Annotated in this window: 21 protein-coding genes and 1 tRNA gene; 7 read left to right on the forward strand and 15 right to left on the reverse strand. The window is 34.8% G+C overall.

Translation table 11 applies throughout. The features are described from left to right. Nucleotides 1–31 precede the first annotated feature (31 nt). From ACFSRZ_RS16470 to ACFSRZ_RS16480, 3 genes are read left to right on the forward strand one after another with little or no spacing between them, the layout of a single operon-like run. The gene (locus ACFSRZ_RS16470) at nt 32–742 is read left to right on the forward strand and encodes a DUF2490 domain-containing protein (protein WP_379667675.1); all 711 of its coding nucleotides are present in this window, start codon (nt 32–34) and stop codon (nt 740–742) included. Nucleotides 743–755: 13 nt separating this feature from the next. After that, complete coding sequence (locus ACFSRZ_RS16475) at nt 756–1,604, forward strand: carbonic anhydrase (protein WP_379667676.1); 849 nt, start codon at nt 756–758, stop codon at nt 1,602–1,604. A 45-nt stretch (nt 1,605–1,649) separates the two neighbouring features. Further along, the gene (locus tag ACFSRZ_RS16480) at nt 1,650–2,780 is read left to right on the forward strand and encodes a helix-turn-helix domain-containing protein (RefSeq protein WP_379667677.1); all 1,131 of its coding nucleotides are present in this window, start codon (nt 1,650–1,652) and stop codon (nt 2,778–2,780) included. A gap of 109 nt (nt 2,781–2,889) precedes the next feature. On the opposite strand, the gene ACFSRZ_RS16485 is transcribed toward ACFSRZ_RS16480, so the two are convergent. The 4 genes from ACFSRZ_RS16485 to ACFSRZ_RS16500 form a co-directional block, all read right to left on the reverse strand. After that, a tRNA-Arg gene (locus ACFSRZ_RS16485) sits at nt 2,890–2,963 on the reverse strand. A 63-nt stretch (nt 2,964–3,026) separates the two neighbouring features. After that, nucleotides 3,027–3,242 carry a DUF2007 domain-containing protein gene (locus tag ACFSRZ_RS16490; RefSeq protein WP_379667678.1) on the reverse strand — a complete coding sequence of 72 codons (216 nt, stop codon included), beginning with the start codon at nt 3,240–3,242 and terminating at the stop codon, nt 3,027–3,029. A 12-nt stretch (nt 3,243–3,254) separates the two neighbouring features. Further along, nucleotides 3,255–3,407 (reverse strand): SsrA-binding protein, encoded by a 153-nt coding sequence (locus tag ACFSRZ_RS16495; RefSeq protein WP_379667679.1) that lies wholly within the window; start codon nt 3,405–3,407, stop codon nt 3,255–3,257. A 95-nt stretch (nt 3,408–3,502) separates the two neighbouring features. Further along, the gene (locus tag ACFSRZ_RS16500; RefSeq protein ID WP_379667680.1) at nt 3,503–4,834 is read right to left on the reverse strand and encodes a hypothetical protein; all 1,332 of its coding nucleotides are present in this window, start codon (nt 4,832–4,834) and stop codon (nt 3,503–3,505) included. Nucleotides 4,835–5,271: 437 nt separating this feature from the next. Here ACFSRZ_RS16500 and ACFSRZ_RS16505 point away from each other — a divergent pair, with 437 nt between their 5' ends. Then, a complete protein-coding gene (locus ACFSRZ_RS16505) occupies nt 5,272–6,207 on the forward strand; it encodes a calcium/sodium antiporter (protein ID WP_379667681.1) in 936 nt (311 codons plus the stop codon). Between the two features lie 46 nt (nt 6,208–6,253). Here the strand turns inward: ACFSRZ_RS16505 and ACFSRZ_RS16510 are convergent, their stop codons facing one another. Beyond that, on the reverse strand, nt 6,254–7,264 hold the full coding sequence (locus tag ACFSRZ_RS16510) for a glutamine synthetase beta-grasp domain-containing protein (protein WP_379667682.1): 1,011 nt from the start codon (nt 7,262–7,264) through the stop codon (nt 6,254–6,256). Nucleotides 7,265–7,456: 192 nt separating this feature from the next. Here ACFSRZ_RS16510 and ACFSRZ_RS16515 point away from each other — a divergent pair, with 192 nt between their 5' ends. Beyond that, nucleotides 7,457–9,640: a glutamine synthetase III family protein gene (locus ACFSRZ_RS16515; protein WP_379667683.1), complete on the forward strand. Its 2,184-nt coding sequence runs from the start codon at nt 7,457–7,459 to the stop codon at nt 9,638–9,640. Nucleotides 9,641–9,709: 69 nt separating this feature from the next. After that, complete coding sequence (locus ACFSRZ_RS16520) at nt 9,710–10,888, forward strand: AIR synthase related protein (RefSeq protein ID WP_379667684.1); 1,179 nt, start codon at nt 9,710–9,712, stop codon at nt 10,886–10,888. 20 nt (nt 10,889–10,908) lie between these two features. Here ACFSRZ_RS16520 and ACFSRZ_RS16525 read toward each other — a convergent pair whose 3' ends face one another. Both ACFSRZ_RS16525 and ACFSRZ_RS16530 read right to left on the reverse strand, forming a co-directional pair. Next, a complete protein-coding gene (locus ACFSRZ_RS16525; protein ID WP_379667685.1) occupies nt 10,909–11,565 on the reverse strand; it encodes an ATP-binding cassette domain-containing protein in 657 nt (218 codons plus the stop codon). Further along, nucleotides 11,562–11,846, reverse strand: coding sequence for a hypothetical protein (locus tag ACFSRZ_RS16530; protein ID WP_379667686.1), 285 nt, complete (start codon nt 11,844–11,846; stop codon nt 11,562–11,564). The genes ACFSRZ_RS16525 and ACFSRZ_RS16530 overlap by 4 nt, the downstream gene beginning before the upstream one ends. A gap of 92 nt (nt 11,847–11,938) precedes the next feature. Between ACFSRZ_RS16530 and prfA the strand changes: the two genes are divergently transcribed. Next, nucleotides 11,939–13,015, forward strand: a complete 1,077-nt coding sequence (gene prfA / locus ACFSRZ_RS16535; protein WP_379667687.1) for a peptide chain release factor 1 — start codon at nt 11,939–11,941, stop codon at nt 13,013–13,015. 38 nt (nt 13,016–13,053) lie between these two features. Here prfA and ACFSRZ_RS16540 read toward each other — a convergent pair whose 3' ends face one another. The 8 genes from ACFSRZ_RS16540 to nrfH all read right to left on the reverse strand — a co-directional run bounded on the left by ACFSRZ_RS16540 (nt 13,054) and on the right by nrfH (nt 22,355). After that, on the reverse strand, nt 13,054–13,632 hold the full coding sequence (locus tag ACFSRZ_RS16540; RefSeq protein ID WP_379667688.1) for a hypothetical protein: 579 nt from the start codon (nt 13,630–13,632) through the stop codon (nt 13,054–13,056). An 86-nt stretch (nt 13,633–13,718) separates the two neighbouring features. Further along, nucleotides 13,719–14,063 (reverse strand): 50S ribosomal protein L20, encoded by a 345-nt coding sequence (gene rplT, locus ACFSRZ_RS16545; protein WP_379667689.1) that lies wholly within the window; start codon nt 14,061–14,063, stop codon nt 13,719–13,721. An 89-nt stretch (nt 14,064–14,152) separates the two neighbouring features. After that, the gene (gene rpmI / locus ACFSRZ_RS16550) at nt 14,153–14,350 is read right to left on the reverse strand and encodes a 50S ribosomal protein L35 (protein WP_349241466.1); all 198 of its coding nucleotides are present in this window, start codon (nt 14,348–14,350) and stop codon (nt 14,153–14,155) included. Nucleotides 14,351–14,419: 69 nt separating this feature from the next. Next, the gene (gene infC, locus ACFSRZ_RS16555) at nt 14,420–14,938 is read right to left on the reverse strand and encodes a translation initiation factor IF-3 (protein ID WP_379667698.1); all 519 of its coding nucleotides are present in this window, start codon (nt 14,936–14,938) and stop codon (nt 14,420–14,422) included. Between the two features lie 85 nt (nt 14,939–15,023). Beyond that, nucleotides 15,024–16,970 (reverse strand): threonine--tRNA ligase, encoded by a 1,947-nt coding sequence (thrS, locus tag ACFSRZ_RS16560; RefSeq protein WP_379667690.1) that lies wholly within the window; start codon nt 16,968–16,970, stop codon nt 15,024–15,026. A gap of 74 nt (nt 16,971–17,044) precedes the next feature. Next, the gene (gene ccsA / locus ACFSRZ_RS16565; protein ID WP_379667691.1) at nt 17,045–20,164 is read right to left on the reverse strand and encodes a cytochrome c biogenesis protein CcsA; all 3,120 of its coding nucleotides are present in this window, start codon (nt 20,162–20,164) and stop codon (nt 17,045–17,047) included. A 70-nt stretch (nt 20,165–20,234) separates the two neighbouring features. Further along, the gene (gene nrfA, locus ACFSRZ_RS16570; RefSeq protein ID WP_379667692.1) at nt 20,235–21,725 is read right to left on the reverse strand and encodes an ammonia-forming cytochrome c nitrite reductase; all 1,491 of its coding nucleotides are present in this window, start codon (nt 21,723–21,725) and stop codon (nt 20,235–20,237) included. 30 nt (nt 21,726–21,755) lie between these two features. Further along, entirely contained in the window at nt 21,756–22,355 is a 600-nt protein-coding gene (gene nrfH, locus ACFSRZ_RS16575; RefSeq protein WP_379667693.1) for a cytochrome c nitrite reductase small subunit, read from the reverse strand. Nucleotides 22,356–22,646: the final 291 nt, after the last annotated feature.

The following is a 22,646-nucleotide window of genomic DNA, read 5'->3' on the forward strand; positions in this document are numbered from 1 at the left end:
CTTTACACTTTCAAATAAAAAATTAGTGAAGATGAAAAAAGGCATCATTTGTTTTTTCCTGTCTGTACCTTTATTTATGATGGCGCAAACTCAAGAAAAGTATAGTTCTTGGAGTTCTCTAATTATTGATTATAAGCTCAGCGATAATTTCTATCTCAAAAATGAAGCACATTTTAGACGTACCAAATTCCTTTCAGATTGGCAACAAATTCTTTTACGTCCCTCATTTCATTACAAGTATAATGAAACAGTAGACTTTGCTATTGGATATACGTATTCAAGAAATTACAGAAACACACGCAACTTCAATGAAAATGATGCATGGGAACAAATGCAACTATCACATAAATCAAACAAATCCTCTTTCAAACATCGCTTTCGTCTAGAACAACGGTTTATAGAAAAAATAGTACTAACACCTAATGGGAATTATGATATAGAGGGAATCAATTTTAAAATGCGGTTTCGTTACCGATTTACATGGAGTATGCCTCTATTTAAAATCACGGAAGACAAAAGTATCGGGATAACCGCTTTTGATGAAATATGGCTCAATACAGATAAAGGCATTGTTCCAAAGCAGATCAACCAAAACTGGTTTTATGCCGGGCTTTCATACCCTCTTTTCAAGAAAGCATCTATAGGAATAGGCTTCCTAGATGCTTTTGCTCCGGTAGGTAACAGCAATCATAATTTTATTAATAACAGCATTTTACAAACAACAATAAAATATCATTTATAAATAATAGAGAAGAATGAAATTAAAAATTAGAGATAGACAATCACAAAGAAATAAGAAATCAGTAAACGAAAAAGCGAAAGCAATTTTGATTTGCGCATTAGCAGTTCTAACATTAGGATGTGAAAGCAATCAAAAAGTGACAAAAGTAAGAGAAACGTCACACGAACGTAATAAAGAACTACATTGGAGTTATCAAGGAGAAACCGGACCAGAACATTGGAAAGAAATAGAAAAAGATTCAGACTGTGGAGGGAAATATCAATCCCCTATTAATATTATCAGTATAGATGCAAAGGTAGATGACTCAATGAAACCACTAGATGTTCACTATTCATCAAAAATTAAAATTAAAGAAGTAGTTAACAATGGGCACTCTATTCAATATAATATTGAGCCGGGAGATTATTTAAATTATAAAGAAGATAAATATGAATTGAAACAAATACATTTTCATGCAGCTTCAGAACATACCATAAACGGTATTCAGTATCCAATGGTTATCCACATGGTACATGTAAGTGATGAAGGTAAATTTGCTGTGTTAGCTGTAATGGTTAAAGAAGGAAGAGAAAATAAATTGTTTACATTTTTAGAGAGTTATCTTCCTTTGAAAAAAGAACAAATAAAACAAATGAATACCTCATTTGATTTGAATAAATGTCTCCCAAAAGATAAAGGTTATTTTAGCTATGTAGGCTCTTTAACCACGCCTCCATGCACCGAAGGCGTTAATTGGTTTGTATTTAAAAAGACGATCACAATTTCTTTGGAACAAGTAAAAATATTACAAAAACTAATGCCTCTTAATAATTGTAGAAAAGAACAACCTTTAAACGGTCGTATTGTTAAACAGACAAGGTAGTTGGTGAGCGATCTATAATTTGAGATTATTGAGGTAACCCTTTTTATGGAAACGAATTATAGTTTTATTAGTATCATAGATATTCTTGGAGTAGTACAAGGGGTGCTTTTTGGAGTTATGCTTTTATTACTGCACTCTAAAAAGAACAAGCCTACTTTATACTTAGGTTTTTTTATTCTATTATTTTCTCTGGAGCCTATTCCAAATATCCTGAATGATCTAGGGTTGTTACATCAATACCCGCAATTAGAATTATTACCTGTTCATTTTCATTTTTTAGCTTACCCCTTATTTTACATTTACATTCAAAAAATATCTGTTTTTGGTAATAAAAACCCAAGCTATTGGAGTTTGGTTCCCGGCATCTTGGAAATTCTAGTAGGGATAGTGATTTTTTTACTGCCAACTGAACTTAAATTAAAATTGAAAGCTTCTAGGTATTCCGTGGTATACTTTGTTATTGGACTTGGGTATTCTATATGGATCGGTATTTTAATAATCAAATGGATTCAGCATCATAAGAAAGAAATAGAAAACCAATTCTCATTTGTTCTTCATAAACAGCTAAATTGGGCTAAACTGTTCACCTATTCCAGCATTGGGTTTCAGTTGTTATTGATGATCAATTTTTTTGTTGATAATAGCTATTGGTACTATTTCGTGATTATCATCAATGTAATTCTAATCTATTGGGTGTCATTTAAGGGTATTGTGCAAGAGAATATCACATCTCTTTTTTCATTTTTTTCTCAATTGGGTACACAACCATATTCGACCACAATAGCAGAACTATCAGCTACTGAAAAAAACAAATCAAACGTATTGACTTCTGCCGAAATGGTTGAAATAGTCAAAATTATCGATGATTACATTAAGAACTCACAATGCTATGTAAAGGACAATCTTACCATTATAGACGTTGCAAATGCCATAAATATACACCCTAAACGAATTTCTAATTCTCTTAATAAGCTTAAAGGAGAAAACTTTAACAGCTACATTAATAAATTTAGAGTAGAGAAAGCAAAAGCACTGTTTAAAGACGATTCTAAGGCGAATTTGTCTGTAGAAGGAATTGGTATGGAGGTAGGCTTTCATTCGAAAGCTTCCTTTTATAATGCTTTTAAAAAGTTTGAAGGAGATACTCCAGCTAACTATAGAAAGAAGAAAGGCTAGAACAGATTGCTGTAAAAAGGAAGATCTGTCTGAACCTGTTATCGTTTAAACTTAAAAACGATCTAAAACAAAAAAGTCTGCATAAATATGCAGACTTTCCATTCTTAAGTGACCTCGGCAGGATTCAAACCTGCAACCTCTTGAGCCGTAATCAAGTGCACTATTCAGTTATGCTACGAGGCCAATTACTTATTTAAATAAGCGGGTGCAAATATAAATATGTTTTTTAAAAGAGAAAAGCTTTCTTTAAGCAATTTCTTTTTTAAAATCTTCAATAATAGGGCTCGCTTTTTCAAAGTCTATGTTCAAGACATACAATTCATCAATATAATTTGTAATCTCATATGCAGGAATCTTGTCTGATTTTATAAGACTGCTAATGTTTTTCTCCTCCAATAAAGATTTTAATCTGCGAGTAATAATGGAAGATCCGGTAAAAACTTTAATGTGTTCTTCTTTCATAGTAGTAAGATTTTAGTCCAATGAATTTAATGTAACATAAGCACGCCAGCCTATAATTGCTAATTGCACCTTAGAGGCTTTGGAAATATCCAACCTTCTTTTGGTATAAGAAGGTAAAAGAGCTTTGTTCAGTTTGGCTAAGAGCTTAAAAAAAGATTTTTTCATCTAATTGGGTTCTCTCCCAAATATAACGAAAAAAAAGTAGGTCGTTCGGAGCGAAACAAAAAGTTTCGCTCCTCCTGACTAGGTTGGTAGTTTTCTTAATTCTTTTTCTTTTCAATCATTTTCTTAGCAAGCTCAGCTCCGATTAATGACTCTAGCAAGTTCCCGTTATTTCCGTTTTTACCACCCTCAATGTAAGTCTCAGGTAGTTTCAGGTCTTTTAATTGTTGTGCCACTCCTACAGCTGTTTTGTAATCCCATTCAGCTCTTTCCTGAGGAGTTAAACCCGCACTTACCAATTTCGCATTTTCATAGTATTGCGCATCTGCTGCGACTTTTTTACTTTTTGCTTTAAACTGCTCAACCTCATATTGTTTTTTCTCTTTTATTAAATTAAACTCAGCTACTTTCGCTTCAGTTTCAGCAGCAATGGTTTGCTGAATCTGAGCTTTTTCTAATCGAGCTCTCTCTTTCGCTTTTTCAGCTTCTCCTTTCGCCTTTTCTTTTTGAGCTCTATAAAATTCTCTCTCTGCTTGTTGCTTCTCTAACTGAGTTTGTGCTACTTCTTCTTTTTGCAATTGCAAACGTTTATCAAACGTTTCTTCCCAATCGATTTCATTAACTACGGCTTGCACTACAGTCAAACCATATGATTTTAATGAGTTTCCTTTTACACGTACAGGCTCTCCGTTTCTGTACTTAATTCTAAATCTCTTCTTACGAGACTCTTTGTTTGGAACAGTTCTCACAATAGTACTGTCGCCAATAACATCCGGTTTTTCGTTTTCAATGTACTCTTCCAATACATACATACCATTCTCTAATTGATCTTGAAAATATCTGTCAAAATCTGCAGCCTGACCCGAAATATAATCTTGAGCTGCCATCAGTTTACAAGTATTCTTAATAGACTGATCTATATTTGGAATGATCCTCGAGCGTATCAAGTTCTTTTCCGTTTTATTTCTATCTGCTACCGATAAGAATTGTGATTCATCAGTAGTATTGATGCTAACCACAATAGAAGTGGCAATTTTCCCCTTTACTGCATCATTAAATTCCCAATGTCTTGCAGCATCTACATAAGCATACTTACTTTGATCTCCAAAATCCCCTTCAGAATTTGGGATCACATATTTAATAGGCATTTCAAACTGGATAGGAATTAACCGTCCCCACATTTTTGTATTTATTCCTTGCTTAAAAACTGCCTTTTGAGTCCCCCAAGGATATTGAACTGCATAGGCGGTTCCGGGCTCGGCATAAAAGAACATTCCAGTGACAATACTCATGAAAATTCCTAAGAATGTAAACTGTAAACTCCGCTGGGTGGTAAACCAGTTTAAAAAAGAACTGTTTTTGAATACAGTCTTAAGAATTAGTGTAGAAAGTCCAATAATAATAAATAGAATTCCAATAGTTGTTAACATAGCTTTTTGGTTTTAATGGTTGTTAAAAATTTATATAATTAACGAAGCCAAGGCTAAAGTGACTTCAATAACTTTTAATGCAAGTGTGATCATTTTTGTTAGTTTTAGGTGTTAGATAATATGTAATTCTAGAATTGTTTTTTGAATATATATTATTGAAATGATATCTTCCTAATGAAAATGATGAAAAAGATTAAATTAATTTTACATTTTAAACTAAATAATTCAATAAAGTTTAAGTATGTAACATTGTTTACTTCATTATTGTTTTAATTTATAATCAAAAATAGAATAAAATGTTTTAAGGTGTAATAAAATAAAGGATTTTTGAGGTGTTTTTTGAAATTTAAACTCCCAAAAAGGCTCTTTTTGGGCAAATCCATCTTTTAGACAATTTTAGAGTCAAGAATAATGTATATTCGCACAAAATGTAAAAAATGAATTTCTTACTTATCATTTTAGGGTTCGCTTTATTGATTTTCGGAGGAAATTGGTTGTTAAAATCTGCAGTGGCTATTTCATTGCGATTACAAGTTCCAAAGATTATCATAGGTATGACAGTTGTCTCTTTTGCAACTTCTGCCCCTGAATTGATTGTAAGTGTTCAATCGGCCATTGATGGATATACAGATCTGGCATTAAGTAATGTGATTGGGTCTAATATTGCCAACCTTGGCTTTGTACTTGCCATTACACTATTGATCTCAAAAATAGACGTACAAAAGAGTTTCTATACAACAAATTGGCCGGTGATGATGATTGCTTCCGGTTTGTTGTACTATTTTATTCTTACCAACAATAGTGTTGGTAGATACGAAGGAGTGATTTTGTTCTCTTTTTTGACCATCTTCTTAATTTATCTCTTAAGATTTCAGAAAGAAGCTGTGGTAGATGAGATGCCGGAAGACGATGAAATGCTGCCTAATTATCAAACAGCTTTGTTCTTTGTATTAGGAGCTTTAGGACTATGGGGGGGATCTGAACTATTGATCAAAGGGGCTACAGACCTAGCATTGCAATTAGGAGTTGGAGAACGTCTAATAGGAATTACAATTGTATCTATAGGAACCAGTATACCGGAACTAGCAGCGTCTGTTATTGCAGTTATGAAGAAAGAAAAAGCAATTTCATTAGGAAACTTAATCGGTTCGAATGTGTTCAATATTTTGGCAGTAATTGGAATTACCTCAATGATCACTCCGGTTTCTGTAACAGACAATCAATTAATTTCCAGCGATATCTATTGGATGTTAGGAATTTCATTCCTAATACTCCCGCTGGTATTCTTGCCTAAAAGAATGCGATTAGAAAGAAAGAGTGGAGTCATTTTATTACTGCTATACATTCTTTTCTTATACAATACAATTACATAAAAAAAGCAGCCCAAAGGCTGCTTTTTTCTTTATCTATTTGCTAATATTAAACATCAGCAGACTTTACAGTTTCAATAATTCTACCTGCTACTTTATATGGGTCAGCATTAGAAGCAGGTCTTCTGTCTTCTAACCATCCTTTCCAACCTTTCTCTACGGTAATGATTGGAATTCTGATGGAAGCTCCTCTATCAGATACACCATAGCTAAAATCGTTAATAGAAGCTGTTTCGTGTAATCCGGTTAAACGTTGGTCGTTAAATTCTCCGTAAACAGCAATATGTTCTTTGGCAACAGGTCTAAACGCTTCACATACTTTTTCATAAGTCTCTTTGCTTCCGCAAGTTCTTAATAAAGTATTAGAGAAGTTAGCGTGCATTCCAGATCCATTCCAATCTCCTTTTACTGGTTTTGGGTGGTACTCAATATAGTAACCATACTTTTCAGTTAAACGATCTAGTAAATATCTAGCTACCCAAATTTCATCTCCGGCTTTTTTAGCCCCTTTTGCAAATAATTGGAATTCCCATTGTCCGGAAGCAACCTCTTGGTTGATTCCTTCAAAATTTAATCCGGCAGCAATACATAGATCAGCATGCTCTTCTACGAAATCTCTTCCGTGTGTGTTTCTACCACCAACAGAACAGTAATACAATCCTTGTGGTCCAGGATATCCTCCAATTGGGAACCCTAAAGGCAATTGAGTATGAGTATCCATAATAAAGTACTCTTGTTCAAAACCAAACCAAAAATCATTGTCATCATCATCGATACCTGCTCTTGCATTTGTTGGGTGAGGTGTTCCGTCTGCATTTAAAACCTCTGTCATAACCAAGAATCCATTTTCTCTAGCAGGATCCGGATAAATTGCTACAGGTTTTAAAAGACAATCTGAAGAACCTCCTTCAGCTTGCTTTGTTGAAGAACCATCGAAAGACCAGATAGGACAATCTTCTACTTTTCCACTAAAGTCTTCTACAACTTTAGTTTTGCTTCGCATGTTTTGAGTTGGATAGTAACCGTCTAACCATATGTACTCTAATTTAGATTTAGCCATGTTTTATTGTTTGATATTGTTTTTGAGCTATTTACTGTGCAAAAATGAATCATTTTTATGTAACCTCCAAAAAATATAGGGGTAAAGTTATTAAATGTGTGTTAATAATTTAATTGACCCCTAAAAATTAGGGGGTATAAATAATAATTCATTGTTTTTTAGTATTTTTGACGAAATAACACCTGTGTAAATATGTCAGTATTAAGATTTAACGCTTTGCAAGAGGTTTTAAACAGAAAACCTGTAGTCATTGAAGAAAAGAATCGTCGCTCAGAATTGTTCGGGAAAAATGTTTTTAATGAAGTAGCGATGCGTCAGCATATGACAAAAGAAGCCTATAGAAGCGTTATGAACGCTATAGAATTTGGGACAAAGATCGATAGGAAGATTGCAGATCAAATTGCAGTTAGTATGAAAGAGTGGGCACTGTCTAGAGGAGCAACTCACTACACGCATTGGTTTCAACCTTTGACCGGAGCTACAGCAGAAAAACACGATGCCTTTTTTGAAACAAATGAAGATGTAGGAGCAATAGAACATTTTGATGGGGGTCAATTAGCACAGCAAGAGCCAGACGCATCCAGTTTTCCTAATGGTGGACTAAGAAATACATTTGAAGCTAGAGGATATACCGCTTGGGATCCTACTTCGCCGGCATTTTTATACGGAACAACCTTGTGTATCCCAACTGTTTTTGTAGCCTATACAGGAGAAGCCTTAGATAATAAAACACCTTTGTTAAGAGCGCTCCAGGCAGTAGATCATGCAGCCACAGCAGTATGTAAATTCTTTGATAAGAATGTAGCAAAGGTGAATGCTACCCTAGGCTGGGAGCAAGAATACTTTTTAATAGATACAGCTTTGGCGGCAGCTAGACCGGATCTTATGATGACAGGGAGAACCATGTTGGGGCACTCTCCGGCAAAAGGACAGCAGTTAGATGATCACTACTTTGGTTCAATTCCAACAAGAGTAATGAGCTTTATGCGTGACTTGGAAAAGGAGTGTATGCTTTTGGGAATTCCTGTAAAAACCAGGCACAACGAGGTAGCTCCGAATCAATTTGAATTAGCGCCTATTTTTGAAGAAGCCAACCTTGCCGTAGACCATAATTCTTTATTGATGGATGTGATGGAGAAAGTATCACAGCGTCATCAATTTAAGGTCTTATTTCATGAAAAACCTTTTGAAGGAATCAATGGATCGGGGAAACACAACAATTGGAGCTTGTCTACCAACACAGGAGTGAACTTGTTAAGCCCAGGGAAAACCCCGATGAAGAATCTACAGTTTTTGACCTTCTTTGTGAATACGATCAAAGCAGTTCATGATTATGAGGAACTGATTAGAGCTTCCATAGCAAGTGCTAGCAATGACCATAGATTAGGAGCTAACGAAGCACCGCCTGCTATTATTTCGGTATTTATAGGCTCTCAGTTGTCGCAAGTTTTAGACGAGTTAGAGAATGTAACAAAAGGGAAATTATCACCTCAAGAAAAAACAGACCTGAAATTAAATATCATTGGAAAAATTCCGGAGATATTACTAGATAATACAGATAGGAACAGGACATCGCCATTTGCATTTACAGGAAACAAGTTTGAATTACGTGCGGTAGGTTCATCAGCAAACTGTGCCGGGCCCATGACTATATTGAATACAATCATTGCAAAACAATTGGCGGATTTTAAAAATGAAGTAGATGCGTTGATTGAAACAAAGAGCCTTAAAAAAGATGAAGCCATCTTTAATATTCTAAGAGAGTACATAAAGGCTTCCAAGAAAATTCGTTTCGAAGGAGATGGATACGGGGCTTCATGGGAAAAAGAAGCTAAGAAAAGAGGCTTAAGTAATAACAAGAAGACTCCTGAAGCGCTAAAGGCAAAGATTTCAAACAAGGCAATTTCTCTTTTTGAAGAAATGAGCGTAATGAATAAGATAGAGGTAGAGGCGCGTCATGAAATTGAATTAGAAGAATATTCCAAACGTATTCAGATAGAAAGTAGAGTGTTAGGAGATGTGGCTAGAAATCATGTAATTCCTACGGCGATACAATATCAAAATACATTGATAGAAAATGTACGAGGGTTGAAAGAGATTTTTGGGACAGATTTTGAAAAGTACGCCAAAGAACAAGTAGATCTAATTCAAAGAATCTCTCAGCACATAGCAGAGATCAACTCCAAGATTGAAGAAATGACAGAAGAGCGTAAAAAAGCCAATAAGTTAAAAGGACAAAAGAATGCAGATGCTTATTGCAATAAAGTAATGCCTTTCTTTGAAGAGATACGATACCACGCAGACAAATTAGAGCTTCTTGTAGATGACAATCTGTGGCCTCTAACAAAATATAGAGAGTTACTGTTTACAAGATAAAATCTATGGCGTTAAAGTAGCGTCTTTTTCATTTCAAAAAAGTAAATTTGCAGCCAACAACACAACAAAATGAGTCAAGAAGTTTCTAAAAGATACGCCCAAAGAGGAGTGTCGGCATCTAAAGAAGATGTACACAATGCCATCAAGAATATTGATAAAGGATTATTTCCAAAAGCATTCTGTAAAATAGTTCCGGATTACTTAACCAATGATGAAGACTACTGTTTGATCATGCATGCAGATGGAGCAGGAACAAAATCTTCTCTGGCATATATGTATTGGAAAGAAACAGGAGATGTTTCTGTGTGGAAAGGAATTGCTCAGGACGCATTGATCATGAATATTGATGATTTGTTGTGTGTAGGAGCTACCGATAATATTATGTTGTCTTCAACAATAGGGAGAAACAAGAACTTGATTCCCGGTGAAGTGATCTCAGCTATTATCAATGGTACAGAAGAATTGATTACTGAGTTAAAGAACTTCGGAGTAACAATTCATTCTACAGGAGGAGAAACAGCAGATGTTGGAGATTTGGTACGAACAATTATTGTAGACTCTACAGTAACTGCCAGAATGAAGCGATCTGATGTTATAGACAATGCAAATATTCAAGCAGGTGATGTGATCGTTGGATTGGAATCATTTGGACAGGCATCTTATGAAAAAGAGTACAATGGTGGAATGGGAAGTAATGGATTAACATCAGCAAGGCACGATGTTTTTCATAAATACCTAGCAGAGAAATTTCCGGAAAGTTTCGATGCTTCTGTTCCTGAAGAATTAGTTTACTCTGGAAACGTAAAACTAACCGACGAAGTAGAGAATTCTCCGATTGATGCAGGGAAATTAGTCTTGTCTCCAACAAGAACCTATGCTCCTATCATCAAAGAGATCTTATCTAAATACAATTCAGATACAGTTCACGGAATGGTGCACTGCTCTGGAGGAGCGCAAACCAAAATCTTACATTTTGTAGATAGTCTTCATATTATTAAAGACAATATGTTTGAAATTCCGCCTTTATTTAAATTGATTCAGGAGCAATCAAAAACAGATTGGAAAGAAATGTATCAAGTGTTTAACTGCGGTCATAGAATGGAGTTGTATGTTTCTCCGGAAATTGCAGAAGATTTGATTACTATTTCAAAGTCATTCAATGTAAATGCTCAGATTGTTGGTAAAGTAGAAGCTTCAGATACTAAGAAGCTAACAATTAAAAGTGAATACGGTACTTTCGAGTACTAATCAGATTTCTCTTTCTAGAATCAAAGAGAATACAGATAATTGTACTGAACAAGCTGCTCATTAGAAGTAATCAATTTACTCCAGCCGTCCTTAATAAGGTAGAGTTGATCAGAAACATCTAAAATCTTTTTATAATGATGATCTGTGATGATTATAAACTTATCTTCTTTTGATCTAGCAATCTCTTCTTTGAGAGCTTCAGAATAGATAGGGGCAAGGTAAGAGAAAGGCTCGTCTAATAATAAGATCTTACTAGGCGATTTTATAGTTGTGTATACTTCAATGAGTCTTTTTTCTCCTCCGGAAAGTTGCTTGAACTTAAAATGTCGCTTGTCTTTAAAGTCGGGAAAAAGATCAGCAAAGGCGGCGTAATCTACATCATTAAAATGAAAGATATTCTTTAGAGTTAATGATTTAGGGATGTAATGAAATTGAGGTAAGTACTTCACGATCCCTTTAGAATACATAGGTTGTAAAATAGGTTTGCTATCAATACGTATGAGTTTGCTTTTAGGCTTTAGCTCACCAAATAAAATTCTGAGTAAACTGGTTTTTCCGCAGCCATTACTTCCTAAGATACCGGTTATTTTTCCGACTTCCGCTTTGAAATAAATTCCTTGCAGAACATTCTTTGTTCCGAAGTTCAACTCTATATTGTCAATTTCCAACTTTTTCATTTCCATAGTAAGTTTAAAGCAGTTAGGAATAAAGCATTCAAAACAAAGATGAATCCGTAGAGTTTGGTCTCGGAAATTCCGTGATTAAAGAAAAAATACAAACGTTGTTTCTTAGGATCATCAATAAAATGATTATAAAAAAAGATGCCTAAAGTTGCAAAAAACAGTGCAAAAATTGCTGTTCCAATATGTTTTTCTTTGGCAAAAGCTAAGACCGAAACTATTAATGGAAAAAGAAATGTACTTTTATAAAAAATGAGGTATAGTCGAAGTTTTTTCATAACAACATACAGAAGATTTCAAATATACATAAAAGGAGGTCTATATAAATCATAAGAAAATTGTAAATTCGCTGACCAATTAAAGACGGACGATGTTAGATAAATTACAGATTGTAAAACAACGATATGACGAAGTTTCTGACTTGATCATCCAACCGGATATCATTTCAGATCAAAAACGTTATGTGCAGTTGAACAAAGAATATAAGGATCTTGGAGAGGTAGTTAAGAAAGCCAAAGAGTACGAAGGTTTGTTAGGAAACATTGAAGAAGCAAAAGAGATTATTTCTGATGGTTCTGATGCGGAAATGGTGGAAATGGCGAAAATGGAATTAGACGAAGCTAATAATCGTATTCCGGCATTGGAAGAAGAAATTAAGTTTTTGCTAATTCCTAAAGACCCAGAAGATTCTAAAAATGCAGTAGTCGAACTTAGAGCCGGTACAGGAGGTGATGAGGCAAGTATTTTTGCCGGAGACCTGTATCGTATGTATACCAAATATTGTGAGAGCAAAGGATGGAAAGTATCTACTGTAGATTATAGTGAAGGAACAAGTGGAGGTTTCAAAGAGATTCAGTTTGAAGTTTCAGGAGAAGATGTTTACGGAACATTGAAGTTTGAAGCCGGAGTACACCGTGTACAAAGAGTGCCACAAACAGAAACACAAGGAAGGGTTCATACATCTGCAGCTACTTGTATGGTATTTCCGGAAGCAGAAGAGTTTGATGTAGAGATCAATCCGAAAGATGTAAGAATTGATTATTTCTGTTCTTCAGGACCGGGAGGACAATCTGTAAATACTACCTATTCTGCAGTTCGTTTAACGCACATTCCAACTGGATTGGTAGCGCAATGTCAGGATCAGAAATCTCAGCATAAGAATAAAGAGAAAGCATTCAAAGTATTACGTTCTCGTTTGTACGATCTAGAATTGGCTAAGAAGCAAGCTGAAGATGCAGCAAAGAGAGGTTCTATGGTAACTTCGGGAGATAGATCTGCTAAGATTCGTACCTATAACTATCCGCAAGGACGTGTTACAGATCATAGAATTGGACTAACATTGTATGATCTTTCTAATATTGTAAATGGAGACATTCAGAAGATCATAGACGAGCTGATGTTGGCAGAGAACATGAGTAAGCTAAAAGAATTAGGAGAAACGATATAAAACAAAAACCGAGCAATTGCTCGGTTTTTTTTATGTTGTTAAACTCCTCTTTGTTTGTTGATCTCATCTTGGAGTTGTCTTCTTAGTTTTTGTTCTCGTTCCAGAGATTTCTTTTTGTGCAACGCAAACTCTTCTTCCAAATTAGAAAGTTCAGCCTTGGCTTCTGTAGTTACAATGTTGCTGTTTTTAAATCGGTAAACAAAATAAAGCAGTAAAGCCAAAAGAAGAATGATCAACCCCCAAACGATCATATTGTAAGTAGACTTTAAAATCTCGATACCAAAAATCTTGATGCCATTCTTTTGCGCAATGGTTTGTTTAAGCTCTCCATCTAATATTTCTAATACTTTTTTGGTTTCAGCAATGCTGTCTTTTTGAATAGTAATTCGCTGTTCTTTACTCTTTAATTCACTTTTTAAAGAGTTCAATGAATCTAAGACCTGCTTTTTGAGATCCTGAAAACGTGTTTTTCTAACGACTTTATATTCTTGATACGAACTGGAGGTTCTGTAAATCTTGTCAAATTTTTCAGGTAATGTCAAAGTATCTTTGGTCTGCTGTGAAAAAACAGACGAAGACAATAAAAAGACAAATAAAAGGGGAATGAATTTTCTCATGATTGTTTACGCTTATAGTTCCGAAATTTAATAAAAAAACCCAAACGCTAGGTTTGGGTTTTTTATTATAAGCAAGAATTATTAATTTATTTAACTTTCTCTACGATTGCCTTAAAAGCTTCTGGGTTGTTCATAGCTAAATCAGCTAAAACCTTACGGTTTAATTCGATATTGTTAGCTTTTACTTTCCCCATAAACTGAGAGTAAGACATTCCGTGTAAACGAGCTCCAGCGTTGATACGTTGGATCCATAATGAACGGAAGTTTCTCTTATTGTTTTTACGGTCTCTGTATGCATAAAGCATCGCTTTTTCAACCGCGTTTTTTGCTACTGTATAAACGTTTTTTCTACGTCCGAAGTAACCTTTTGCTTGCTTCAAGATTTTCTTTCTTCTATTTCTTGAAGCTACTGAATTTACTGATCTTGGCATAATTCAAATTGTTTTTGTAGTAGGCGCCTTATTAAAAAGAACTTTATGAGCCCAACTCCATGGTTAATAATTAAATTCCCTTACAACAATTATTTTAAAGCTAATTGTTGCTTAATATTCGCTTCGTCAGACTTATGTACTAAAGTATCATGAGTCAACTTAAGCTTACGTTTTTTAGACTTCTTTGTTAAGATGTGACTTTTAAACGCATGCTTTCTTTTAATCTTTCCAGAACCTGTCAACTTAAAACGTTTCTTGGCACTAGATTTTGTTTTCATTTTAGGCATTTCTCCTTCGTTTTTATTTCTCGCTTATATTTTATACAATTCAATAGGTAATTGAAACCTATCAAACCATTATTTCGTTTTCTTAGGAGCGATAAACATAATCATACGTTTACCTTCTAATTTTGGTAGTTGCTCCACTTTACCATATTCTTCTAACTCTTGAGCTAGCTTTAATAAAAGAATTTGACCTTGCTCTTTAAAGATGATCGATCTTCCTTTAAAGAATACAAACGCTTTTAACTTAGCTCCGTCTTGTAAGAACTTAATCGCGTGTTTCTTTTTAAACTCATAGTCATGCTCATCAGTTTGCGGTCCGAAACGAATCTCTTTAACAACAACTTTCGTTGCTTTTGCTTTTAGAGCTTTATCTCTTTTCTTTTGTTCATACAAGAATTTCTTGTAATCGATAATTTTACAAACTGGTGGAACTGCTTTTGGAGAAATCTCAACTAAATCCAATCCTTGCTCTCTTGCCATTTCTTTTGCAGTAGACAAAGGATAGATGTCAACTTTGACATTATCTCCAACCAATCTCACTTCATCAACATATTTGATCTTATCGTTGATTCTGTGCTGATCTTGCTTAATTATTCTTGCTGGTCCTCTAGACCTTTTTCTTCTAATTGCTATGACTTATAAATTTAAATCCTGTTTTTACAGGGGTTGTTACTTGTTAATTATTAAACTCTACAATAGTTTTGTTTACCTCATTCTTAATTAAAGATACAAATTCTTCAATAGTAAAGGTTCCTAAATCTCCTTCTCCGTGTTTTCTAACAGAAACGGTACCTTCGTTTTCTTCCTTTTCTCCAACAATAACCATAAAAGGTATTTTGTTTACTTCGGCATCACGAATCTTTCGACCCGTCTTTTCATTCCTATCGTCAACGAGGGCGCGAATTTCGGAATTTTCCAACAAATGTAAAACTTTTTCGGTATATTTTTGATATTTCTCACTGATTGGCAGGATGATAACTTGATCTGGAGTTAACCATAACGGGAAATTTCCTCCGGTGTGTTCCAACAGTACAGCAATGAATCTTTCCATAGATCCGAATGGAGCTCTGTGAATCATTACAGGCCTGTGTAACTGGTTATCTGCACCTTTATAAGTAAGGTCAAAACGCTTAGGAAGGTTGTAGTCAACCTGAATAGTTCCCAACTGCCAGCTTCTTCCTAAGGCATCCTTTACCATAAAATCTAACTTAGGACCATAAAAAGCAGCTTCACCCTCTTCAATTACATAATTCAAACCTTTATCGGTAGCAGCAGAGATAATTGCTTTTTCTGCAATATCCCAAGTTTCAGGATCACCTATATATTTATCAGGATTGCTCATATCTCTAATAGACACTTGAGCAGTAAAATCTTCAAAACCTAAAGAACCAAATACATATAATACAAGGTCGATTACATTTTTAAACTCTTGATCTAATTGTTCAGGTGTACAGAAGATATGTGCATCATCTTGCGTAAACCCTCTAACACGAGTTAATCCATGTAACTCACCACTTTGTTCATATCTATATACGGTTCCAAACTCAGCAAATCGCTTTGGTAAATCTTTATAAGAATAAGGTTTGAAATTATAAACCTCACAGTGATGAGGGCAGTTCATTGGCTTTAGCAAGAACTCTTCATCATCTTTAGGTGTGTGTATAGGTTGAAAACTGTCTTCTCCATATTTAGCATAATGTCCGGAAGTAACATATAATTCTTTCTGACCAATATGAGGAGTCATTACCATTTCATAGCCGGCTCTCTTTTGAGCGTCTTTTAAAAAGTCTTCTAATCTGCTTCTTAGCGCAGCTCCTTTAGGTAACCATAAAGGTAAACCTTGACCTACTTTTTGAGAAAAAGTAAATAGCTCTAGCTCTTTTCCTAATTTTCTATGATCTCTCTTTTTAGCTTCCTCTAATAACTCTAAGTATTCTTTTAGATCTTTTTGCTTTGGGAAAGATATTCCATACACACGTGTTAACTGATTGTTCTTTTCATCTCCTCTCCAGTAAGCACCTGCAACATTCATGATCTTAATGGCTTTAATAATTCCTGTATTAGGAATATGTCCACCACGACATAGATCGGTAAAGTTACTGTGGTCACAGAAAGTGATATCTCCATCTTCAAGCCCTTCAATCAGTTCTACTTTATATTGATTGCCTCTTTCTGCATAATATGCCAAAGCATCAGCTTTGGATACAGAACGCATTGTAAACTCTGCTTTTTCTCTGGCGCGTTCTAAAAACTTCTTTTCGATCTTATCAAAATCTTTTTCAGAAATGCTGTCATCTCCAAAATCAACATCATAATAAAAACCATTCTCAATCGCTGGACCAATAGTAAGCTTAGCATTCGGATAAAAATCCAAAATCGCTTGCGCCAATACGTGTGCAGAAGAATGCCAAAAAGCTTTTTTTCCTTCCTTATTATTAAACGTATACAAAATCAACGAACCATCGGTGGTTAAAGGCGTGGTGGTTTCAATGGTTTGATCATTAAAACTTGCAGAAATCACATTTCTGGCTAAACCTTCACTAATGCTTTTGGCTACATCAATAGCATTGATGCCGCTTTCAAATTCTTTTACGCTTCCGTCTGGTAAGGTAATTTGTATCATTTAATTATTAATTTATCAAGGGGCAAAGATATTAGAAAACTCCCGTAGAAACAATACAAAAAATTAAGGAATCCTTAAGCTTTTCTCATTGTTAACTTTAATCCCGAAAGAAGAGTGATAGCAAGTTGAATGCCCAGTAGCACATAAATGAATTTTGGAATTGGAATTGGGTCTCCTGTTGCATAACTGTGTAAACCGGTTAAATAGTAGTTTACACCAAAAGAAGTCATAATAATAGACCAAAAAGCAAAGATGCTTGCTGTGTTTAAAACAAATTGATTGTTTAGCTTAGGAATAAATCGCAAATGCAAAACAATAGCATAGATAATAATGCTTATCAACGCCCAAGTTTCTTTTGGGTCCCAAGCCCAATAACGACCCCATGATTCATTGGCCCAAACTCCACCTAAAAAAGTTCCTACGGCTAAAACAAACAAGCCAATAGTCATAGACATTTCGTTGATATAAGTTAGCTCTTTAATTCTGCTCTCAACAGCAATGTGATTGCGAGAGTTCTTGATGAGCATTAATATTAGCGACATAATTCCTAAAACGGCTGATAGCGCCAAAGGAGCGTAGCTACTTACAATTGTAGCAACATGTATTTTTAACCAGTATGATTTTAATACAGGCATCAAATTGGTAATCTCAGGATTAAGCCAATCTAAGTAACTTACAAATAAAAGAGCTCCGGCAAATAAAGTAGCTAAAGGAAGAGTAAAATCTGATTTTCTAAATGTAAGAATACCACTGAGCAGTAAACACCAAGCAACAAATACCAACATTTCATATCCATTACTCCAAGGAGCGTGCTCAGCAACATACCAGCGTAAAATAAGGTTAGCGGTAAATACAATAAAAGAAATTAGTGAAATAAGAACCAGGCAATTCCACAAAAACATTAGTAACTTGGAATTGGTAAAAATCTTAGCAATAGCTATAATTAGCAAGATAAAACCAGCTGTAAAGAGAATTTGAAACAACCAAAAATTCAGATTGATCTTATTGTACCATATCTCTGCTTCAATTTGATTATTAGAAGGGATCACATCTTTGGCTAATACCTTTTGATAGGTTTCTATGTATGAAACTTTTTCATTGGCAGACTTCCAGTTTTTTGTAGCGATATCTTTGAAATATACAGGTAGTACAGATTTTGCAAAACTTCTGTCTTCTTCCGTAAAGTCATTGAAATGGTGTGTGTAGCTGTACCATGTGTTATTTGGATCGTTTTTCTTAGGGAAGATCTTTAAATAATTCCCAATAAGGATATTATAGAAAATATTAAAACGCTCATCTACTTTTAAAATCTCTTTGTCAGATTCATTTCTCTCAGCTGGCTTTTTAAGATTGACTTCCTCCACAGCTTTAGAAAGTAAATAATCTCCGGAAGGAGTGAGGAGCTGCTGAAATGATATTAAACTATTTTGATTAGGAATAACATCTTGGAAAATCTCACCGCCTTTTTCTTTATCAATTTTAATAATAGGAACATTTTGCCAGTAATTAGGTAACATGTGAATTCCTAAAAACACCTGATCAGGAGTCAATCGATACTCTTGAATACTATCTGATATGATTAGATAATTTTTTCGAGATAACTTTCGTAAAAACTCGGAAGCTAAAGTATTAATGGGTTTAATTCTTCCATCTAAATCTTGTACAAGTAATCTTCCAAAATACTCAGCATGCAATTCATTAACAGGCTCTATAAATGGTTTTGCATTTTGTTGTGCCTCAATATTTGTAACAGAGAATAGAGCGAGTAAGAGTAGGGGTAAAGCCTGTTTTTGTTTGAGCTTTTTCAATTTTTTACTTAGCATTTTAAATCGAGAAGCTTTGCTAAAGAATGTAAAGAACATACCTAGTGTCATTAGGAAATAACCTAGGTAAGTAATATTTGTTCCTAAATGATCGTAATTGACGGAAAGAACAGTTCCTTTTTCATCTGTATCATAACTGGCCTGAAAAAAACGATACCCTTTATGATCCAAAACATTATTCATAAAGATCCTAAAATCAAATGATTCGTCCTTGTCTTCTACAGTAACCTCACTAGCATAAGATGAAGGACTGCTAGAACCGGGGTAGCGCTCTAATTGAAAATCGTTCAGTTTTACAGAAAAAGGAAGAAGAAAAGGTTTTGCACCATAAGAAAAGGTTAAATCAAGATTTTCCGAACTTAAAGGATGTACTGAGGGTAAGAACCCTTCTCTATATAGGATTGGAACTTGTTGTTGTTTGTTGTGTACAGATACATTAATTAATAAAACATCATCTTTCACTCTGTCATTGTCTTTACTGTTTTCTGCTGAGCTCATAAAATCGATCTTCCCGCTGGGGTGATACTTATTAGGAACAAATGACAAGTCTCCCATTCTGTACAAGGTTTTTAAATGGAATGGGTGTAAGCTGTCTTTCTGAAAAACTCCGGCAGCTTGAGTAGACATCATAAAGTAATCTAGGTTGTTGGGTGCTTTGACAAATAACTGTCCTTCTTTTTCAATGATGCTGACATTTTCTGGTGAAGGGTTTTGAGTTTGAAACTCGATCTGATGATGGTTGTCTACAGATTCAATCTCCCCTTTCTTTAAAAAGACAGTCTGCTTTTCGCTTCCATGAGAGATGACCAATTCTAAAATAGGCTCTCCATTAATAGAGTCATGAAAGATTGTAGGAACAGCATCAGGGATAAATTGATGATAAGAAATATGAATAGGAGTTCCTTTAAAATCTGTTTTTATGGTGAAATCATTATTCTTTAATGTAGAGAAGTTAAGAGCTTTTTCTAAGTGTTTTTTAGACTCCTTATCGTTAATTTCTACTTGGAGGTAGTTTTTATCTGTAATCATTAAGTTTGAAGAAGCGCCTTCACGAATTCTGATGATTCCGGAATAGGAACTATATCTTGTAATTCCGGCACCTATAATAATAACAACAAAAGCAATATGGAATAATAGGATCGCCCACTTTCTGGATTGCAATAATCGATACTTGAAAATGTTTGCAATAAAGCTTAACGCTAGCCCAAGCATAACCAATTCAAACCACCAGGAATCATATATTAAGATCCAAGCAGCAGCTGTACCAAAATCATTTTCAACAAAAGTCGCTGCAGCCATGGCAACAGCAAATACTAATAATAAGGTAAGAGCAAGTCTTGAGGACGAAAAAAGTTTGTATAACAAGTTCAATGAAATCTGTTTTATTGAAAGTACCTTCTACAGAATCCTGTAGAAGATACTTTTATAGATGAAGTAATACTTATTCAGATGCTTTTTTAGAGTTGTATCCGGCTTCTCTTTTTTTAGCTTCTTCTAACCATTTAGGAACTAAGTTCTTTTTAAACTCCTTTTTGTCGTGTTTCATTTTTTCAACATTTAAGCCAATGTATTTCTGTGCTTTTTCTTTTGTTGAAATGTCCGGCATTTTAACAGGAGTGTTATGGCCTAATTCGGCTAACAATCTGGCAAGCTTCAATCGAGTATCTTGTATCTTGATCAATCCGGTACCCAATACTCTAGCGGTTTCTACAGGAGAGTGGAAAGAAGCTCCGTGAGCTGCTGCTGCATAATCCCATCTCCATTGAGCATGACGAAGACCTTTTAAAATATCTTTCATTTGTTCTTTGGTAGCTCCTAATTCCCATGCTTTACCTGCTTCTACATGACCTTTTACTAATAGAGACTCTAGTTGCAAACGAATTTCAGTAGACTTTTTCTGGCGCTCAAATACGTTGTTCTTTAATTTATCAGCATCTTCTCTATGGCAAACCTGACAAGCATTGGCAACATTATTTAAAGGAGATTGTATATGGTGATCTGTGAACTTTTGACCACCCTCACTTTTATAAGGCATATGACAATCTGCACAAGAAACACCTCTGTCTGCATGAACCCCTGTTAAATAAGTTTCATATCCCGGGTGTTGGGCTTTCAACATAGGAGCTTTACTTATTTTATGAGTCCAATCAGCAAAATCGATTTCATCGTAGTATTTTTCCATGGCCTCTACACTCATACCGTTTTTCCAAGGGAATACTAAATAAGGAGTTCCTTCTTTACCGGGCATCTTCTTATTAAAATAGTATTCAACGTGACATTGAGCACAAACCAAAGAACGCATTTCCTGATGAGTTGCTTTATTGATGTCTTTACCCATAGCATCAAAAGCTTCTATAAGAGCAGGTCGTGTAATAGTTAGCTTCATGGTCTTAGAATCATGACAATCAGCACATCCAATAGCATTCACAACTTCCGGTCCTTTATCAGCCCATTTTCCCTGATAGAATTCAGTGATTCCGTTTTCATTCATTAATCTAGGAACATCAGGACTTTTACAAGTCCAACAAGTCGAAGGCATTGGTCCATCACCATCACCTTTAGGAGCTCCGGTTCTTAAGCTATTATGCAAATCTTCAATTGCATAATAATGTCCTCTTCCTTGATTGTAATCTTTGGAGAAACCGTATCCTGCCCATAGAACTACTAAGTTAGGATCTTCTTCTAGCATGTCTCTCATGACAGAACCTCCTTGATAGGTGGCAAAATTGGTTTCAGAAGTTTGCAAGAAAGATTGGTATTCTCTAGGGAAGTTTTTTCCCCACTCCTCATTTCTAGGTTCGTTTTCGTTAATCTCTACTTGTGGAAGGTACTTGTATTTAGATTCGTTCTTACGGTTAATAATACTGGAAGCTAAAAGGCCTAATAGAAAGACGACAATTGCTGTTACTACGAATAAGACTTTGTTTTTCATTTAAATTGAGTTAATAGGGTAGTACAAATTTTATTTATTGTTCATTTTATTTTGTAACCATGTTGGAATTACAACATCGACCTGATCGGTAGGAATAGGAGCAATGTTATTCTTAACAGTAGATATACCATGAATAGAGCCATGAGGAACTTCTTGATGACAACTCCAACATTTTCTTTCGGTTCTATTTTCTCGGTGATCCTCTATATAGCCATCATATTTAGTCTGTGTTACATTTTGAATATGGCATCGAATACAGTTGTCTTGAACAACTTCTTCTGAAGCTTCTCTCATAAACATTACTTCGGGCTCCTTTCGTAAAGTGAAAATTGTAGCATGAAATAATCCATCTTTTGCTTTGAAGTAATATTTATTGAGAGTGTTGTTATGCGGCACATGACAATCATTACATGTAGTCCATTGTCTATGGGAGCTATGCATCCAACTATTATATACAGGAGTCATCACGTGACAATTGACACATGCCTGTGGGTTGTCGGACATATAAGAGACTACTTCCGATTCTTTCGCCATAAATGCACCTAGTCCAACAATAACTGCAATAAAAAAAACAGCTACTTTTCTCCAGCGAGATTTTTTAGAGGGTAATAATTTGGGTGTTGACTTCAAAGCTTACTGTTTTATCAAATGAGAATATCTACATTATATATATCTAAATAGTATTTAGCTGCTGTAAAAGTATATTGGACTTATGTTCTAAAAAATGATAAAAATCATGTTTGATAAAGATGTTTGCAATGGATAATCTGCCAATTTGAAATAAAGTTAAAGTGTAACTGCCCTCTAATGAATTGATTGGGTGATTAGGAGAAAAAAAATGTAATTTTTTTACCAAAAAGTTTGTTTAGAAGCTAGATGTTGTACTATCTTTGCCGTCCGTTTCGGCGGGGAGTTCATTGA

Origin of the sequence: Pseudotenacibaculum haliotis, from assembly GCF_042684245.1 — a bacterium.
Classification (GTDB): Bacteria; Bacteroidota; Bacteroidia; order Flavobacteriales; family Flavobacteriaceae; genus Polaribacter; species Polaribacter haliotis_A.

Bases quoted from the DNA above. Each gene is read 5' to 3' on its own strand.
- ACFSRZ_RS16495 (WP_379667679.1), bottom strand. From the start codon at position 3,407: ATGAAAAAATCTTTTTTTAAGCTCTTAGCCAAACTGAACAAAGCTCTT.
- ACFSRZ_RS16510 (WP_379667682.1), bottom strand. From the start codon at position 7,264: ATGGCTAAATCTAAATTAGAGTACATATGGTTAGACGGTTACTATCCA.
- nrfA (WP_379667692.1), bottom strand. From the start codon at position 21,725: ATGAAAAACAAAGTCTTATTCGTAGTAACAGCAATTGTCGTCTTTCTA.
- ACFSRZ_RS16515 (WP_379667683.1), top strand. From the start codon at position 7,457: ATGTCAGTATTAAGATTTAACGCTTTGCAAGAGGTTTTAAACAGAAAA.
- ACFSRZ_RS16470 (WP_379667675.1), top strand. From the start codon at position 32: ATGAAAAAAGGCATCATTTGTTTTTTCCTGTCTGTACCTTTATTTATG.
- ACFSRZ_RS16520 (WP_379667684.1), top strand. From the start codon at position 9,710: ATGAGTCAAGAAGTTTCTAAAAGATACGCCCAAAGAGGAGTGTCGGCA.
- ACFSRZ_RS16500 (WP_379667680.1), bottom strand. From the start codon at position 4,834: ATGTTAACAACTATTGGAATTCTATTTATTATTATTGGACTTTCTACA.
- rplT (WP_379667689.1), bottom strand. From the start codon at position 14,063: ATGCCAAGATCAGTAAATTCAGTAGCTTCAAGAAATAGAAGAAAGAAA.
- ACFSRZ_RS16505 (WP_379667681.1), top strand. From the start codon at position 5,272: ATGAATTTCTTACTTATCATTTTAGGGTTCGCTTTATTGATTTTCGGA.
- ACFSRZ_RS16525 (WP_379667685.1), bottom strand. From the start codon at position 11,565: ATGAAAAAGTTGGAAATTGACAATATAGAGTTGAACTTCGGAACAAAG.
- ACFSRZ_RS16530 (WP_379667686.1), bottom strand. From the start codon at position 11,846: ATGAAAAAACTTCGACTATACCTCATTTTTTATAAAAGTACATTTCTT.
- ACFSRZ_RS16490 (WP_379667678.1), bottom strand. From the start codon at position 3,242: ATGAAAGAAGAACACATTAAAGTTTTTACCGGATCTTCCATTATTACT.
- ACFSRZ_RS16480 (WP_379667677.1), top strand. From the start codon at position 1,650: ATGGAAACGAATTATAGTTTTATTAGTATCATAGATATTCTTGGAGTA.
- thrS (WP_379667690.1), bottom strand. From the start codon at position 16,970: ATGATACAAATTACCTTACCAGACGGAAGCGTAAAAGAATTTGAAAGC.
- ACFSRZ_RS16540 (WP_379667688.1), bottom strand. From the start codon at position 13,632: ATGAGAAAATTCATTCCCCTTTTATTTGTCTTTTTATTGTCTTCGTCT.
- prfA (WP_379667687.1), top strand. From the start codon at position 11,939: ATGTTAGATAAATTACAGATTGTAAAACAACGATATGACGAAGTTTCT.
- ACFSRZ_RS16475 (WP_379667676.1), top strand. From the start codon at position 756: ATGAAATTAAAAATTAGAGATAGACAATCACAAAGAAATAAGAAATCA.
- rpmI (WP_349241466.1), bottom strand. From the start codon at position 14,350: ATGCCTAAAATGAAAACAAAATCTAGTGCCAAGAAACGTTTTAAGTTG.